Source organism: Microbacterium sp. SORGH_AS_0421 (genome assembly GCF_030818635.1).
Classification (GTDB): domain Bacteria; phylum Actinomycetota; class Actinomycetes; order Actinomycetales; family Microbacteriaceae; genus Microbacterium.
In genome coordinates this window covers 1,012,380-1,028,776 of the sequence record NZ_JAUTAO010000001.1, presented here as the reverse complement: position 1 = coordinate 1,028,776, position 16,397 = coordinate 1,012,380, and the positions used below count along the sequence as shown (strand labels likewise).

The 16,397-nt window shown below is 68.9% G+C and carries 12 protein-coding genes and 2 pseudogenes; 11 read left to right on the top strand and 3 right to left on the bottom strand.

Features of this window, described 5'->3' with window-relative positions; all coding sequences use genetic code 11:
• Nucleotides 1-196: 196 nt before the first annotated feature.
• Both QE416_RS04850 and QE416_RS04845 read left to right on the top strand, forming a co-directional pair.
• Nucleotides 197-370, top strand: coding sequence for a hypothetical protein (locus QE416_RS04850; RefSeq protein WP_307314009.1), 174 nt, complete (start codon nt 197-199; stop codon nt 368-370).
• A 452-nt stretch (nt 371-822) separates the two neighbouring features.
• Nucleotides 823-2,352, top strand: a complete 1,530-nt coding sequence (locus QE416_RS04845; protein WP_307314007.1) for a CoA-acylating methylmalonate-semialdehyde dehydrogenase — start codon at nt 823-825, stop codon at nt 2,350-2,352.
• 104 nt (nt 2,353-2,456) lie between these two features.
• On the opposite strand, the gene QE416_RS04840 is transcribed toward QE416_RS04845, so the two are convergent.
• Nucleotides 2,457-3,977, bottom strand: coding sequence for a PucR family transcriptional regulator (locus QE416_RS04840; RefSeq protein WP_307314004.1), 1,521 nt, complete (start codon nt 3,975-3,977; stop codon nt 2,457-2,459).
• A 126-nt stretch (nt 3,978-4,103) separates the two neighbouring features.
• On the opposite strand from QE416_RS04840, the gene QE416_RS04835 reads away from it, so the two are divergent.
• The 3 genes and pseudogenes from QE416_RS04835 (at nt 4,104) to QE416_RS04825 (ending at nt 6,772) form a co-directional block, all read left to right on the top strand.
• On the top strand, nt 4,104-5,435 hold the full coding sequence (locus QE416_RS04835; protein ID WP_307314002.1) for an aspartate aminotransferase family protein: 1,332 nt from the start codon (nt 4,104-4,106) through the stop codon (nt 5,433-5,435).
• Nucleotides 5,436-5,439: 4 nt separating this feature from the next.
• Nucleotides 5,440-5,700, top strand: a pseudogene (locus QE416_RS04830) (hypothetical protein); the annotation flags it as partial.
• Nucleotides 5,701-5,797: 97 nt separating this feature from the next.
• Nucleotides 5,798-6,772, top strand: coding sequence for a Glu/Leu/Phe/Val dehydrogenase (locus QE416_RS04825; RefSeq protein WP_307313999.1), 975 nt, complete (start codon nt 5,798-5,800; stop codon nt 6,770-6,772).
• Between the two features lie 3 nt (nt 6,773-6,775).
• Here QE416_RS04825 and QE416_RS04820 read toward each other — a convergent pair whose 3' ends face one another.
• A complete protein-coding gene (locus QE416_RS04820; RefSeq protein WP_307313996.1) occupies nt 6,776-7,516 on the bottom strand; it encodes a FadR/GntR family transcriptional regulator in 741 nt (246 codons plus the stop codon).
• A gap of 149 nt (nt 7,517-7,665) precedes the next feature.
• Between QE416_RS04820 and QE416_RS04815 the strand changes: the two genes are divergently transcribed.
• The 6 genes and pseudogenes from QE416_RS04815 to QE416_RS04790 all read left to right on the top strand — a co-directional run.
• Nucleotides 7,666-9,177 carry an ABC transporter substrate-binding protein gene (locus QE416_RS04815; protein ID WP_307313993.1) on the top strand — a complete coding sequence of 504 codons (1,512 nt, stop codon included), beginning with the start codon at nt 7,666-7,668 and terminating at the stop codon, nt 9,175-9,177.
• A gap of 33 nt (nt 9,178-9,210) precedes the next feature.
• Complete coding sequence (locus tag QE416_RS04810; RefSeq protein ID WP_307313991.1) at nt 9,211-10,143, top strand: ABC transporter permease; 933 nt, start codon at nt 9,211-9,213, stop codon at nt 10,141-10,143.
• Complete coding sequence (locus QE416_RS04805; RefSeq protein WP_307313988.1) at nt 10,143-11,033, top strand: ABC transporter permease; 891 nt, start codon at nt 10,143-10,145, stop codon at nt 11,031-11,033. Before QE416_RS04810 ends, QE416_RS04805 begins: the two co-directional genes overlap by 1 nt.
• Nucleotides 11,033-12,787 carry an ABC transporter ATP-binding protein gene (locus tag QE416_RS04800; RefSeq protein ID WP_307313984.1) on the top strand — a complete coding sequence of 585 codons (1,755 nt, stop codon included), beginning with the start codon at nt 11,033-11,035 and terminating at the stop codon, nt 12,785-12,787. The genes QE416_RS04805 and QE416_RS04800 overlap by 1 nt, the downstream gene beginning before the upstream one ends.
• Nucleotides 12,784-14,193 carry an amidase gene (locus QE416_RS04795; RefSeq protein WP_307313981.1) on the top strand — a complete coding sequence of 470 codons (1,410 nt, stop codon included), beginning with the start codon at nt 12,784-12,786 and terminating at the stop codon, nt 14,191-14,193. The genes QE416_RS04800 and QE416_RS04795 overlap by 4 nt, the downstream gene beginning before the upstream one ends.
• Before the next feature lie 62 nt (nt 14,194-14,255).
• Nucleotides 14,256-14,658, top strand: a pseudogene (locus tag QE416_RS04790) (DnaB-like helicase C-terminal domain-containing protein); the annotation flags it as partial.
• A 493-nt stretch (nt 14,659-15,151) separates the two neighbouring features.
• Here the strand turns inward: QE416_RS04790 and QE416_RS04785 are convergent.
• A complete protein-coding gene (locus tag QE416_RS04785; RefSeq protein WP_307313979.1) occupies nt 15,152-16,264 on the bottom strand; it encodes a site-specific DNA-methyltransferase in 1,113 nt (370 codons plus the stop codon).
• Between the last annotated feature and the right edge of the window lie 133 nt (nt 16,265-16,397).

Below are 16,397 nucleotides of genomic sequence, written 5' to 3'. Positions count from 1 at the left end.
AGATATCACTCCGCCAGGCTTCACTTCGGCGTACGTCGTGCGCGACCGGAGCGTTGCGCTAGATCATGCCGAGACGGGTACGGTCATCTTGGCCATGCACGCTCTCGCGCGCGGGACAGCGCCGGGTAATGCGCTCTCAGACCCGACTACTCACGCGCCGACTCTCAGAGCGGGAGACATCGTCGAAGTCGCGTCGGTGACTTACGCCGTGGACGAGGTGCGTCGCATCCCGAAGCCCGATCTCGCCCACGACGAAGACCTGTGGACTTCCGGTCCCGCACGCTTGATCATGATCACCTGCCTCCCGCGCGAGGGGGGAGCATCACTCGACAATCTGGTCGTGGTCGCACACGCCGTTTCGCAGGGATGATCGCCGACCCGCGCGGGCGGGCGCGCTCCCGTGCGAGAGCGAGCGGTGGCGCAGCCCTCGCCGCACCCTCGCGCCTTTCGTCAGTCAGGAACCGTCGGAGGGTCTCAACCTGGGCGTTCGATGCCGCTCAGCAGAACCTCGATCGAGAAGTCGCGCCGTGCCGTCTCGTGGGGATCGTGCCGAGGGCCACAGCGCCCAGGCCGGGGTAGCCCTTTAGCGGGTTCCGTACCTGGGTGGCCGACCACGTCGAGCTGTTCCGCTGAGGCGCCCGCGCCGGGAGGGGGCGGGCGCGGAAACTCCGCGCGGTCTCCGGTGGAGCCTGTGCCCCACCTCTTCCTCGCCGACATCCTGTCGAGCACGCGGCATCCGCTTCGACCGAACGGCAGGCGCGGCCGAGCCGCCGCTTTCGTACTGTCGTCCTGCGCCGCACGGCGCCGATCGAGGAGGACAGTATGGGCAGTGAGTCGCTAGTCGACGTCGCGGTGGTTTCGCATTGGATCGATGGGGCCGAGCGTGCGTCGACCTCGGGCCGGACGGCTCCGGTCTACAACCCCGCGACGGGCGCCGTACAGGCAGAGGTCGCCCTGGCGAACCAGGCCGAGATCGACGCCGCGATCGCGTCGGCCGAGGCGGGGTTCCGCATCTGGTCCGAGTACTCGATCGCGAAGCGACAGGCGGTGCTGTTCGCGTTCCGTGAGCTGCTGAACGCCCGCAAGCCCGAGCTCGCCCGTCTCGTGACCTCCGAGCACGGCAAGGTCGTCTCGGACGCGATGGGGGAGATCCTCCGCGGCCAGGAGGTGGTGGAGTTGGCCACCGGCTTCCCGCACTTGATCAAAGGTGCGTTCAGCGAGAACGCCTCCACCGGTGTCGACGTCTACTCCCTCAAGCAGCCGTTGGGCGTGGTCGGGGTGATTTCCCCGTTCAATTTCCCCGTCATGGTTCCGCTGTGGTTCGTTCCGATCGCGCTGGCCGCGGGGAACGCGGTGGTGCTCAAGCCATCCGAGAAAGACCCCTCAGCCGCGTTATGGGTGGCGAAGCTGTGGAAAGAGGCCGGTCTCCCCGACGGCGCGTTCACCGTCCTGCAGGGGGACAAGCTCGCCGTGGACGGCCTGTTGAGCAGCCCGGTGGTCCAGTCGATCTCGTTCGTGGGGTCGACCCCGATCGCGCAGTACATCTACGAGACCGCATCCAAGAATGGAAAGCGGGTGCAGGCGCTGGGTGGTGCGAAGAACCACATGCTCGTCCTCCCGGATGCCGATCTCGACCTCGTGGCCGACTCGGCCGTCAACGCCGGGTACGGTGCGGCGGGCGAGCGGTGCATGGCCATCAGCGTGGTCCTCGCGGTCGAACCCGTCGCCGACGACCTCGTCGCCAAGATCACCGAGCGCATCGCGAAGCTCCGCATCGGCAACGGCGCGGGGATGGACGGTGTGGAACCCGATATGGGACCCCTCATCACCGACGTGCACCGCGACAAGGTGTCGAGCTATGTCGACATCGCCGAGCAGGACGGCGCCAAGATCGTCGTCGACGGCCGGAACATCGCCGTGGAGGGCCACGAACACGGCTTCTTCTTCGGCCCCACTCTGATCGACGGGATCCCCACGACGTCGCGGGCCTACACGGAGGAGATCTTCGGACCGGTCCTCTCCGTCGTGCGCGTCTCGTCCTACGAGGAAGGCCTGGAGCTGATCAACAGCGGCGAGTTCGGCAACGGCACCGCCATCTTCACCAACGACGGCGGCGCCGCCCGCCGCTTCCAGCGCGAGGTCGAGGTCGGAATGATCGGCATCAACGTCCCGATCCCCGTGCCGGTGGCGTACCACTCGTTCGGCGGGTGGAAGAAGAGCCTGTTCGGCGACGCGAAGGCGTACGGCGTCCACGGGTTCGACTTCTTCACCCGCGAGAAGGCCGTCACCAGCCGCTGGCTCGACCCCGCCACCCACGGCGGCATCGATCTCGGGTTCCCCCAGAACACCTGAGTCCGTCATGCGCCGGTCGCGACCCGAGGCAGGGTCGCGGCCGGCGCATCCGTTGTTGTGCCGGGGCCCGAGATCTCGTCGCGGGCTGTCGGCCGCGGCATCCGTCAGTCCGACGTCAGGCGCAGTGCGTTCCAGAGTTCTGCCCGCCCGCCGAACTGGTCGAGGTCGAGTCCCAGGCGCTCCGCGGCGCCGTCGACGCGGGAGCGCAGGGTGTGGCGATGGATGCCGAGGGCGGCGGCCGCCGTACCCCACGATCCGTTGTGCGCGAGCCAGACCTCGAGGACGCGCCGCAGCTCGGGGTCGTCGGCGAGGGGGAGCAGCATGTGCCGTGCGACCTCGTGCGCCCGGGTCTGCTCGAGATGGCCGAGGATGCCGGCGTCGGCGAGCTCGTCGAAGAAGACGATCGGGTGCCGGGCCGATGCCCGATCGCCTGCCCGGCGCGCCTCGACGAGCGCGACGGCGAACTGATCCCATTCCACGGGTGACGACACCCCGCCCGTGGGGTGGTGGGGTGCGGCCGCGGCGAACAGTCCCGCGTCGTCGCCGTCACGGAACACGGCGACGACGTGGTCGCCCTGTTCCGCGAAGAACAGGGCACCGGGCCGCTTCTCGGCCAGGACCTCGAGAGCGGGGATCAACGGGTGCGAGTCGAGCCGCTGCTCGGCGTCGAGCACCGCGAGGCGGGCGACGCGGAGGGGCGCTGCCGGCAGTCGCCCCCACAGGTGCTTCACCGTGTCGCCCGCGACGTCGGTGACGCCGGCCGCCAGGAGCTCCAGGATGCCGCTGCGCAGGCGCCGACGCGCGCTGTCGAGCGTGCTGCTCTGTTCGAGCGAGATGCTGGCGAGAGCGATGACACTGTCGACGAGGTCTTGGCTGGCGCGGTCGAACGTCTCGCTCGAGATGCCGACGGCGAGGACGCCGCGGAGGTTCTCGTGCTGCCCGAGGGTCTGCAGGGTGACCTCTCCCACTCCGCCGAGGCTGACGCGGGCGGCGGCGGCGCGTCGCCGCGCGAGGGCGGCGGTGGTCGCAGCCCGCACCGGCTCCTCGAGGGCGGCGGGTATGCCCTTCGTCTCGGTCACGAGCACGAGGGCGCCGGCGGCATCGAACAGGGCGACCCAGGTCTCGAGCGCGCGTTCCAGCTCGCGCAGGATGGCGCTGAGTCCATCGGGTCGGAGAGCCGCCCGAGCGACGCGGCGCTGCGCGAGCAGCGAGCGCTCCAGGCGGGCCCGCTCGTCGGCTGCCGTCGCGTCGGAGACGGCTTTGATCACACCCATGAACGGCGTCCGACGTGAGACCTCGATGAGCGGCAGGCCGTGCTGCGCGCACGCGCTGACCAGCTCGGGCGGAACGCGTTCCAGCAGGATTCCCACGGATACGCCCAGGGCGCGCACGCCCAGCGCGACCAGTCGCGACACGTAGTGGTCGGCGTCGGCGTTGTGCGGGGGAAGGAAGGGCGCGCCGTCGGTGAGCAGCAGGCCTCCCGGCTCGAGCCACGGCGTGGGGTCGGGGAGGTCGGAGTTGTGCGCCCAGGCCAGCGGCGCGTCGAGAGCGGCGTCATCGACCGCGGCCAGCGGCGTCAGGAGGAAGGCGGGCTCGGCCATGAGGGAGCGCAGGTCGGCGGGCACGCGGTGGCCTTTCTGTCTCGATGCCGGATGGTCGAAAGGCTGGCGTCGCGAACGACATCTCGGCATCCAATGCTCTCACTCTCGTCGCGATGATGGAGGCAACCGCAGCCGATCACCGGAGGACCCATGACTTTCGTCGCCGACCCCCTCGCCTCGCCGTCCAACGCCGACATCTCGAAGGCCGACCGCAGCCGCGTCTTCCACTCGTGGTCGGCGCAGGGGTCGCTCTCGCCGATGCCGATCGCGTCGGGTTCCGGATGCGTCGTGTGGGATGCCGAGGGCAACGAGTACCTCGATTTCTCGAGCCAGCTGGTGAACGTGAACATCGGTCACCAGCATCCGAAGGTCGTCGAGGCCATCCGCGCGCAGGCCGAGGTGCTCACCACCGTGGCCCCCGCCCACGCGAACGCCACGCGTGCCCGGGCGGCAGAGATGATCTGCGAGCTCGCGCCCGCCGGCTTCGAGAAGGTCTTCTTCACCAACGGTGGGGCGGATGCCAACGAGAACGCCATCCGCATGGCCCGGCTCGTCACGGGTCGCGACAAGGTCATCTCGCGCTACCGGTCGTACCACGGCAACACGGGAGCGGCGATCGTGGCGACGGGCGACTGGCGCCGCATCCCCAACGAGTACGCGCGCGGCCACGTGCACGTGTTCGGTCCCTACCTGTACCGGTCGGAATTCTGGGCGACCACCGAGGAAGAGGAGTGCACTCGAGCGCTGCACCACCTCGAGCGGGTCATCCAGGCGGAGGGCGCGGCCACGATCGCCGCGATCCTGCTCGAGACCGTGCCCGGCACGGCGGGTGTGATGACGCCTCCCGCGGGCTACCTCGCCGGTGTGCGCGAGATCTGCGACCGCTACGGCATCGTCATGATCCTCGACGAGGTCATGGCCGGCTTCGGTCGCACGGGGGAGTGGTTCGCGTTCGAGGCGCACGGCGTCACGCCCGATCTCATCACCTTCGCCAAGGGCGTCAACTCCGGGTACGTGCCGGTGGGGGGCGTGATCATCTCGGATGCCATCGCGCACCACTTCGACGACACGGTGTTCCCCGGGGGCCTCACGTATTCGGGTCACCCGCTCGCCGCGGCCAGCATCGTCGCCGCCCTCGGCGCCATGCGCGAGGAGGGCATCGTCGACAACGCCAAGCGCATCGGCGCCGAGGTCATCGGCCCGCGTCTCGCCGAGCTCGCCGAGCGTCACGAGATCGTCGGAGAGGTGCGCGGCAGCGGCGTGTTCTGGGCGATCGAGCTCGTCTCCGACCGCGAGAGCCGCACGCCCGTCACGCCCGCGACGATGGGCGCGATCAAGGCCGCCCTGCTGAGCCGCGGTCTGCTGCCCTTCATCGCCGACAACCGCATCCACGTCGTGCCACCGTGCGTCGTCACCGACGCCGAGGCCCACCGCGGCCTCGACATCATCGACGCGGTGCTCGCCGACGTCGCCCTGGCGTGACGACATGACATCGGCCATCGCCCCTGCGTTCTCGCTCCACGGGATGGTGGAGTCCCCCGCCGCGGCCATTGCCTCGCGCCTGCACCGATCGAGCACCGGTCGCGGCGGTCCGCTGAGCGATGCGCGCGCACAGTTCGACGCCGCCAGCCGGCTCATCGGACTCGACCCGGCGCTGCACGCCGTGCTCTCGGTGCCGCAGCGCGAGCTGACCGCCATGCTGCCCGCTCGTTTGCCAGACGGGCGCACCGTGATGGTGGCGGGTCACCGCGTGCAGCACTCCCTGGCGCGCGGTCCGGGAAAGGGCGGTATCCGCTTCAGCGCCCGCGCCGGACCTCGACACCGTGCGGGCACTTGCGATGTGGATGACGTGGAAGTGCGCGCTGTTCGACCTGCCGTTCGGCGGGGCGAAAGGGGCGATCGCGGTCGACCCCATCGGTCTGGAGCCGGCGGAGTACGAGCGCCTCGTCCGCCGGTACGCGCGGGCCATGGCCCCCATCACGGGAGCAGACACCGACATCCCGGCGCCCGACGTGGGATCGGGAGCCGCGGAGATGGCATGGATGATGGATGCCGCCCCGGCGCACGGCGCCGGGTGGGGTGCCGTGACGGGCAAGCCGCTCGCCCTCGGCGGCTCGCAGGGCCGGGCTGCCGCGACGTCGCTGGGCGTGGCATCCGTCGCCCTTCTCGCCCTGGAGCGCGCGGGCATGGATCCGCGCGACGCCACGGCCGCCGTGCACGGCTTCGGCAAGGTGGGTCGGGGCGCGGCGCTGGAGCTGGCGCGAGCGGGCGTGCGCGTGGTCGCCGTCGCCGACGTCCGCGGCGGGCTCCGCGCCGACGACGGACTCGACATCGCGGCGCTCGCGCAGCACGTCGACCGCACCGGGAGTCTGATCGGCTTCGCCGAGGCGGACGCCATCGGTTCGGTCGACGTGCTCACGGAGCCGGTCGACCTGCTCATCCCGGCGGCGGTCGAGGGGGTCATCACCCATGAGAACGTCGACCGGGTGAAGGCCCGCATCATCGTCGAGGGAGCGAACGGTCCGATCACCTCGGCGGCCGAGACCGCGCTGCGCCACCGTGGCGTAGACGTCGTTCCCGACCTGCTCGCCAATGGCGGGGGCGTCGTCGTCAGCTACTTCGAGTGGGTGCAGGCGCGCCAGGGCTGGTGGTGGGACGTCGTCGACGTCGAGGAGCGGCTCGCGCAGCGCATGCGCGCCTCGTGGCAGCTCGTGGCCCATCGGGCGACGGCCGACGGTGTGGACCTGCGCACCGCAGCGACCGCGGTGGCGGTGGAGCGGGTGGCGGCGGCCGTCAGGGCGCGCGGTTCGGAGGGCTGAGCCTCAGATGACGGTCGAGACGGCCTCGCGTTCGGCGGGGGTGAGGTCAGCCTCGTAGAACCGGTAGATGCTCTCGACGCTGGCCTGTCGCGCGGCCGGGGCGTCGCGCGCCCCGATGATCTTCACGAGCTCGGCTCCATCGGTGACGCTGCGGCGCAGCAGCGCTCGCGGTTCGCTGTCGGACGCGATGCGGCCTCCCATGAGGTCGGTCATCGTGTCGCTGACCACGCTGCCGCACACCGCGATGAGGCTGTTCGCCGCCGCCTCGCGGATGGTGTCGTGGAACGCGCGCACCAGCCTCGGGTAGGGCGATATGTCGTCGGAGTCGGCGCAGTCACGCATGCGCTGCAGGTTGTCCTGGATGCGCGCCATCTGCTCGATGGTGTGATGTTGTGCGGCGAGATAGCTCGCTGTGCCCTCGAGGAACAGACGGAACTGCAGAAGTTCGGCGCGACTGGTGGCCTGGCGCGACAGTTGACCGAGGGACTTCTCGAGCAGGCGCGGTGTGAACGCCGCGATCACGGGGCCGCGCGGGTCGCCCGGCCGTGACTCCACCAGCCCGGTCGCCTGCAGCACGCGCAGGGCCTCTCGCACGGTGGCTCGGCTGACCGAGAAGTCCTCCATGAGACGGCGTTCGCCGGGCAGGCGGTCACCGGCCTGCAGCTCGCCGGAGTCGATCGCGGCCTCGATCTGCTCGACGATGCCCTCGTACGCGCTGACCTTCTGGACGGGCGTGAACGCCACTTCGCCTCCTCGATTTCAGCGAAGAGCGCCCCGTGTAAACACTCTGTTTCCTGGCTTGCCCCGCTGGGTTCCCCGATCCTATCGTTCGACTACTGGTCAGACCAGTAGACCGTTCCTCCCTCTTTCCGTAGACACCCAGGAGTAAACCCGTGACTCTTTCTGCTCGACGCTCCGGTGCCGCGGTGGGCGCCGCAGTAGCCCTCGCGCTCGCTCTCACCGCCTGCGCGGGAGGCACCGCCCCCGCCGACGGTTCCGCCCACGACCCGGTCGTCACCATCGGGCTCACGGGCGAACCGACCAACTTCGACCTCACGACCACGTCGGGCGCCGCGATCCCGCAGGTGCTCCTCAACAACGTCTACGAGACGCTGGTCTCGATCGATCAGCAGGGCGAGCTCGTCCCCCAGCTCGCCACCGCGTGGACGGTCAGCGACGACGGCCTGACCTACGACTTCACCCTCCACGACGGCGTGACCTTCTCCGACGGCGCGACGTTCACCGCCGATGACGTGAAATTCTCGCTCGAACGGGTCAAGACCGACTGGACCATCAACCAGGGCAAGATGGCGCTCCTCGACAGCGTCGAGGTCGTCTCGCCCACCGAGGCCCGCGTGAAGCTCACCAAGCCCAGCAACTCGTGGTTGTACTCCCTGGCCGGCACCGTCGGCATCATGTTCGACACCGACGGCGTCGCCGACCTCGCCAACACCCCTGTCGGCACGGGCCCGTTCACGATCACCGAGCGGGTGCAGGGCGATCACATCTCCCTCGCCGCGCGTGACGACTACTGGGGCGGGGCGCCCGCGATGCGCGACATCACGCTCCGCTACTTCGCCGACGCCACCGCGAGCACCAACGCGTTGCGCGCGGGCGACGTCGACATGCTCTACAACATGCAGGCGCCCGACCTCGTCTCGCAGTTCAAGACCGACCCCACCTTCCAGGTGCTGCAGGGATCGTCCAACGGCGAGATCCTGCTGGGTCTGAACAACCGGGCCGCACCCTTCAACGACGTGCGCGTGCGTCAGGCGATCGCCTACGGCATCGACCGACAGGCGGTTCTGGATGCCGCATGGGCGGGCTACGGCGAGCTCATCGGCGCGATGGTACCCCCCACCGACCCGTACTACGAAGACCTCAACGACCTGTACCCGTACGACCCCGACAAGGCGCGCGACCTGCTCGCCGAGGCCGGGGCCGAGAACCTGTCGATCACGTTCAAGGTGCCCACGCGTCCCTACGCCACCGCCGTGGCCGAGGTCGTCGTCTCGCAGCTCGCTCAGATCGGCGTCACCGCGAAGATCGAGACCCTCGAGTTCCCCGCCGTCTGGCTCGACGAGGTGTTCACCAAGGACGACTACGAGATGACGGTCATCCTCGCGGTCGAACCGCGCGACATCCTTACCGTGTTCAACGATCCCAATTACTACATCGGCTACGACAACTCCAAGATCTCCGCCCTGGCTGCCGCCGCAGACGCGGGCACCAAGGAGGAGTGGATCGACGGCATGAAGAAGGTCGCCAAAATCACCGCCGAAGACGTGGCATCCCTGCCGCTGTTCCTCTTCCCGAACATCGTCGTGGCCGATGCCGCGTTGAAGGGCATCGCGCCCAACGCGGTGACCGAGTCGCTCAACATGACCAAGCTCGCCTGGAACTGACCCCACCCGATTCGATCCTGAAAGGGGGCGACCGTGCCTCTCCGTCTTCTCAAGCTCGCAGGGACCTTCCTGGCCACCGTCTGGGTGTCCACGATGCTGGTCTTCCTGCTGCTGCGGGTCATGCCGGGGGACCCGGCCACGGTCGCCCTCGGGACCGACGCCACCGCCGAACAGCTCGACGCCTGGCGCGCGCAGTACGGCACCACGGCGCCGCTGTGGGAGCAGTACCTGCAGTGGATCGGGGGAATCGTCCGGGGCGACTTCGGCACCTCGTACGTGACGCAGGCGGCGATCGGGCCGACACTCGTCGAGCGGGCTCAGGTCACCCTGCTGCTCGTCGCGCTCGCCATGGTCGTGGCGCTCGTGGTGGCCGTGCCGCTGGGCACGTTCTCGGCGATGCGTCACGGCAAGGCCAGCGGCGGGGCGGTTTCGGCCTTCTCGCAGATCGGCGTCGCCCTCCCGAGCTTCCTCGTCGGGATGCTGCTGATCGCCGTCTTCGCCATCCAGCTGCGGTGGCTGCCCTCCGGTGGCTGGCGGTGGGGACCGGACGTGTTCCGGTACGCGATCCTGCCCGTGCTCGCCCTCGGGTCGGTGCAGGCGTCGATCCTCACCCGGTACGTCCGCTCGGCGGTGCTGGAGATCAAGGGCGAGGACTTCCTCCGCACCGCCCGGTCCAAGGGGCTCACGGCCAACGCCGCCCTCATCCGCCACGGCTTGAAGAACGCCAGCGTTCCGGTGCTGACGGTCGTGGGCGTGCAGCTCGCGGGCCTTCTCGTCGGTGCGGTCGTGGTGGAGCGGGTCTTCGCGATCCCCGGCCTCGGCAGCTACCTGGTCGACGCCGTGGCCAACCGCGATCTGCTGGCCGTGCAGAGCATCGTGCTCCTGCTCGTGCTCGCGGTCGTCGTCATCAACTTCGTCGTCGACGTGGCGTACACCTCGATCGACCCCCGTCTTCGGAGGGCCTAATGTCCACCACCTCACTCACTGCCCGTCCCGAAGCGGGAACGACGCCCGAAGCGGCTGTCCCCGCTCGCCGCGAGCGCCGATCGCTCGAGCCGGGCCTGCTCATCGGCGGCATCCTCATCGCCCTCGTGGCGCTCACCGCACTGGTCTCGCTGGTGTGGACGCCCTACGACCCGACCGTGGCCGTGGCATCCGATCGCCTGCAGACCCCCTCGGGCGCGCACTGGATGGGCACCGACCGCTACGGCCGCGACGTGCTGTCGCAGGTCATGGCCGGAGCCCAGATCACGATGCTCGTCGGCACGATCGCCGTCGCCATCGGGTTGGTCATCGGCGCGCCCCTCGGCATCCTGGCCGGTATGCGCCCGAAGCGTGCCGGGGCGCTCGTGATGGGCGGGAGCGACGTGCTCATGGCCTTCCCGGGGCTGCTGCTGGCCATCGTGTTCGGCGCGATCTTCGGCGGCGGCACGGTCACGGCGATGGTCGCCCTGGGCATCGGCTCGGCGCCCGCCTTCGCCCGGGTCGCCCGTGCCGGCACCATGCAGGTGATGTCGATGGACTACGTGTTCGCGGCGAAGGCCGCCAACCGTTCCGAGGTCGCGATCGCCGTCCGGCACGTGCTGCCGAACATCGGCGGGATGCTGATCGTGCAGTGCTCGGTGAACTTCGCCATCGCGGTGCTCGCTGAGGCGGGACTGTCGTTCTTGGGGCTCGGGACCATGCCGCCCACCCCGTCGTGGGGCCGCATGCTGCTGGATTCGCAGCAGTTCCTCGGCACGAACGACTACCTCCTCGTCTTCCCGGGCCTGGCGATCGCCATCGCCGTGCTCGGGTTCAACCTCTTTGGCGACGGTCTGCGCGACCGGCTCGATCCCAAACTCAGGAGTCGTTGATGTCCACTGTTGTGCAGACGGGCCCGGTGGCCGCCCCTCCCGTCGGGGGTCGCGCCGTCGAGGTCACCGACCTCACCATCCGCTCCGGCGACCGCCCCCTCGTGTCGGAGCTTTCGTTCCACATCGAGCGCGGAGAACGCGTCGGCCTGATTGGGGAGTCGGGTTCCGGTAAGTCGCTCACCTCCCTCGCGGTGATGGGCCTGCTTCCCACCAACCTCCGCGCGGAGGGTGCGGTCCACGTCGGCAGCGACCCCCGCAACCTCATCGACCTGGGTGAGCGCGAGCTCGCCGGCATCCGGGGCACGCGCTCGGCCATGGTCTTCCAGGAGCCGATGACGGCGCTCAACCCGCTCATGCAGGTGGGTCCGCAGATCGCCGAGGCGATGATCGTGCACGGCACCCAGCGCGACCGCCGCGCCGCGAACGCCCGCGCGCTGCAGTTGCTGCAGGACGTCGGCATCCCTTCTCCTGCCGAGGCCGCCCGGGCGTACCCCCATCAGCTGTCGGGTGGGCAGCGCCAGCGCGTGGTGCTCGCGATCGCCCTGGCGAACGACCCCGAACTGCTGGTGTGCGACGAGCCCACGACGGCGCTCGACGTCACGGTGCAGAAGCAGGTGCTCGACCTGGTGCTCGCGACCGTCAAGCGCCGCGACACGGGCCTGCTCTTCATCACCCACGACCTCGCCGTGGTGGGTGAGACGTGCGAGCGGGTGCTCGTGATGAACAAGGGCGAGGTCGTGGAGCGCGGCACGATCGATCAGATCTTCACCCGCCCGCAGCATCCCTACACGCGGGGGTTGCTCGCGGCATCCGACCTCTCGGCCACGGACGACGAGGGCAAGCTGTTCACGGTCGCCACCGCGGCCGGCTACCGCCCGGGCCACGCGCTGCCGCGCATGAACGCCGACGACCACACCGCGAAGAAGACGGTGGACGACGTGGTGCGGGTCGAGAACCTCACCCGCGTCTACACGTCGCCCCGCACGTCGTTGTTCACCGCTCCGCGCGAGGTGAAGGCGCTCAACGGCGTCTCGTTCTCGATCGCGGCGGGTGACCGGTTCGGCATCGTCGGCGAGTCGGGTTCGGGCAAGTCGACGCTGCTGCGGTTGCTGTCGGGCCTCGACCAGCCCACCTCGGGCGACCTCGAGGTCGTGGGCCGGAGCCTGGTGAAGGCCGGGGCGAAAGATCTGGCCGAGCTGCGCCGCAATCTGCAGATCGTGTTCCAAGACCCGATGGCCTCGCTCGACCCGCGCATGCGCATTCGCGACATCGTCGCCGAGCCGCTGCTCAACGCCGCCAACCTCGAGAACGGCACGGCGATGAACGCCAAGGAGCGGGCGGATGCCGTGGCCGAGATGATCGAGGCGGTGGGCCTGCCGCGCGATGCGGTGGAGCGATTCCCGCACCAGTTCTCAGGAGGGCAGCGTCAGCGCATCTCGATCGCGCGGGCACTGGTCTGCCGCCCACGCATCCTCGTCGCCGATGAGCCGGTAAGCGCGCTCGACGTGTCGGTGCGCGCGCAGGTGCTCAACCTGCTCGCCGACCTGGTGGACGAGTACCGTCTGACCCTGATCTTCGTCTCGCACGACCTCCATGTCGTGCGGTACCTGTGCGATCGCGTCGCCGTCATGCGCAAGGGCGAGATCGTCGAGCAGGGTCCCACCGAATCGGTGTACGCCGCCCCTCAGCAGGAGTACACGCGCGTCCTCATCGACGCGACTCCGACCATCAGCCACGTGCAGGAGACGCGATGACCTCGCAGCCAACCATCACCCCCACGATCGAGATGACCGGCGCCGCGCTCGCGGCCGGGTACGCCTCGGGGGAGTTCACCCCGGTGGATGCCGCGGAGTCGGTGCTCGCCGACATCGCCGCCCGCAACGGCGAGATCAACGCCTTCACCGATCTCGACCCCACCCAGGTGCTCGACGTTGCGGCCGCGTCCGCCGCGCGATGGGAGCGGGGGGAGCAGCGGGGTCCGCTCGACGGGGTGCCGGTCACGGTGAAAGAGAACTTCGTGCGCGCCGGGATCCCCGCACATGCGGGTGTCGCCGGTCACGCAGGTGTCGTTCCCGAGCGAGACTCGCCCGCGGTGGAGCGGCTGCTCGAGCAGGGCGCGGTCATCGTCGGCTCTACGACCATGCCCGACTGGGGCATGCTCTCGTCGGGGGTGTCGAGCCTGTCGGGTATCACGCGCAGCCCGTGGAACCCGGCGTGGACGGTCGGCGGCTCGAGCTCGGGCGCGGGGGCTGCCGCCGCGGCCGGTTTCGGCGTCGTGCACCTGGGCACCGACATCGGCGGTTCGGTGCGCCTGCCCGCCGCATGGACGGGGGTTGCCACGCTCAAGCCGAGCAACGGTCGGATCCCGCTCGACAACCCGTACTTCGGGCGTTCGGCCGGTCCCCTGGCCCGCACCGTCGCCGACGTCGCGCTGGGCATGCACGCCGTCGCGCGTCCCGACGAGCGCGATTACACCTCGCTTCCGGATGCCGACATCGACTGGTTCGACCTCGACACCGACGTGCGGGGTCGCCGCATGGCCGTGCACACCGACCCGGGAACGGGCATGCCCGTCGACCCGGAGGTGAAGGCTGCCGTGCTGCGCGCCGCGGACCTCTTCTCGGATGCCGGAGCCGAGGTCGTGGAGCTGCCGGCGTTCATCGACGACGGCATCCTGCGCGACATCGACGACTTCTGGCGCATCCGCTTCTGGCGCACCTACCTGGGCCTGTCGCACGAAGCGAAGACCGCAGTGCTTCCGTACATCGCCGAGTGGGTGCACCCCGGATCCGATATGAGCGGTCGCCGCGCCCTCGAGGCCTACGAGACGTTCGGCGAGCTGCAGAAGCGCACGGTCGCGGCGACCTCGGCGTTCGACGCGGTGCTAGCGCCCGTTGCGCCGGTGGCGGCGTTCCCCGCCGAGTGGCCGATGCCCTGGGGGTTCGACGCGCGTCTCGCGATGCCCCACATCGCGTTCACGTTGCCCTACAACATGTCGGGTCAGCCAGCATCATCGGTGAACTGCGGGTTCACGGCGGATGGGCGGCCGATCGGGTTGCAGATCTCAGGGCGGCGGTTCGCCGATCTGGAGACCCTGCAGCTGACGGCGTGGTTCGAGGCGGCGCGGCCGGCGGACGCGGTGCCGGTGTTCCCGAGCTGATCGGGCTCAGCAGTACGGATGCCGCGGTCTCTCGCTCCGGCGGAGGTCCGCGGCGATCATCGTTCGAGATTCGCGCGAAGTGCCGTCGCCTCAAGCAGCGCGAGGGTCTGAAGATGGTGGTCATCGACTACCTGCAGTTGCTCACGAGCGGTAAACGGGTCGAGTCGCGTCAGCAGGAGGTCAGTGAGTTCTCGCGTGCGCTGAAGCTGATGGCGAAGGAGCTGCAGGTTCCGGTCATCGCCCTGTCGCAGCTGAACCGTGGTGCTGAGCAGCGCGCCGACAAGAAGCCGGCCCTGTCGGACCTTCGTGAGTCGGGCTCGATCGAGCAGGATGCCGACATGGTGGTGCTGCTGCACCGCGAGGCGGCGTATGAGAAGGACTCGCCGCGTGGCGGGTGAAGCGGATCTAATTGTGGCGAAGCACCGGAACGGTCCGACGGACACGATTACCGTGGCGTTTCAGGGGGCATTAATCGTGGTTCACGGGTATGGCGCCGGGGATGTAACTCCGAGGCTCACTGCTTCCAGAACCCCAGCGTGCACAGCAGAGCGGTACCCTCGTCGGCGCCCGTCGGCGGGTCGATGGCCGGCGGGATTACACCCCACTGACGCTACTCGTCGGTGTGCGGGGTGACGTGCTCGTTCATCTCATCGTTTAGCTCGGGGGAGAGGTGGAACGGGACGCCGAACTCCTTCGCGATCGACCGCGCCTGCGACGCGCGATACATCGCGGGGTGCGCGAAGCCGTCATCGGCCGGGTAGTCGCCTCAGCTGAGATGGGACGTGTCAGTGAAGCCGCCCGGCAAGTTGGCATCGGCGTACGGGTCGCCGTCGGCGGTCGCACGTGCGGCGTTCACTTGGACATCCTTGCCCAGTCGTGAGCATGCCGCCCGATGATGCTGAGCAGCCGCTCGTTCCGCGCCTCCCGCGGCCTCACGGGGGCTCGTTTCGTTCAGAGCTCAGCCGACGGCCGACCTCACGGTAGCTCGCTCTTGAGTGGGCAGTTGACTGACGCGGGCGATGTCGCAGGGGGCCAGTCTGTTCTGTCCCAGTACGGAGTTCAGCCGCGGCACGGCGAACGTTTCGACGGTCTGTCTGCTCCGTTCTATTCCGACCCAAGAACGCCCCAAAATCTGAGCGGCGACTGCCGTCGTCCCGGAACCGAGGTAGTAGTCGAGCACAAGGTCGCCCGGGTCGGTCGCGACCTCGATGATCCTCTCCAGTAGAGAGATCGGTTTCGGAGTATCGAACGCGGGACGACCTGGAAACTGACGCAGCAGAGCTTTCTTCGCCGAGGAGGTGTCGCCTACTTCGGCAGCTGCCCAGATCGTGAACGGGGCAAGACCGGCTGATTCAAACTCGTATTTCTTCAGACGGGGCTTACCGTGACCGCCGCGAGGCCAGTACACCCTTCCTTCCTGGTCGAGCTGCGAAAGACGTTCAGCAGAAAACGTCCAGCAGCGCCCCTCGGGGGGGTCATGGCGCGTCCCTGCCGGAGTAATCACGGTATAGAACTGGCTCCTCGTCGCGTGGCCCGCCTGGACCGTCATGGGTGCAGAACGCCATGGTCCCCTTGGATCGTTGTCGGGGTTGGCGAAGGCGCCGCCGTCTGCGAGCCCGTTTCTGACTTTCTTCCAAGCCTTGGGTCCGCTCGGAGCGTAAACATGGATGTAGTCGTGCATCGAGCTGAAGGCGGTCCGGTTGTCCCGGGTCAGCCGCTTCTGCCAGATGACCGTCGCAACGAATGCCTCTCTACCGAACACTTCGTCGAGAACTACTCGAGCTCTGTGCTGTTCGGAGTCGTCGAGATGTAGCCATACGCTTGCCTCGGGAGACAGGAGAGGTCGCAGTGCGGTGAGATTTGCCCGGAGCGCCTGCAACCAGTCATCGGACCCCTTTCGATCGCTGTAATACTCGAACCGCTCCCCCGTGTTGTAAGGCGGGTCGAGGTAGCACAGCTTGACGCCACCGAGGTAGCGCTCGCCACGAGAGCCGTTCGCGAGGAGTTTCAGGGCGTCCTCGGCCTCCCCGATAAGAAGAAGACCGTCTGCCGAACTGCCGCGGGTGGTCATCGAGTAGGTCTGCGTTGAGCCCGCCGGCTCTGAGGCGGACAGGTGAGGTCGCGCTCGCTTTGCCCGCGGTGGCCGCGACCCGATGATCTCAGTAGTCACAAAACTCCTTACATGTTTCAACATACTTGATATA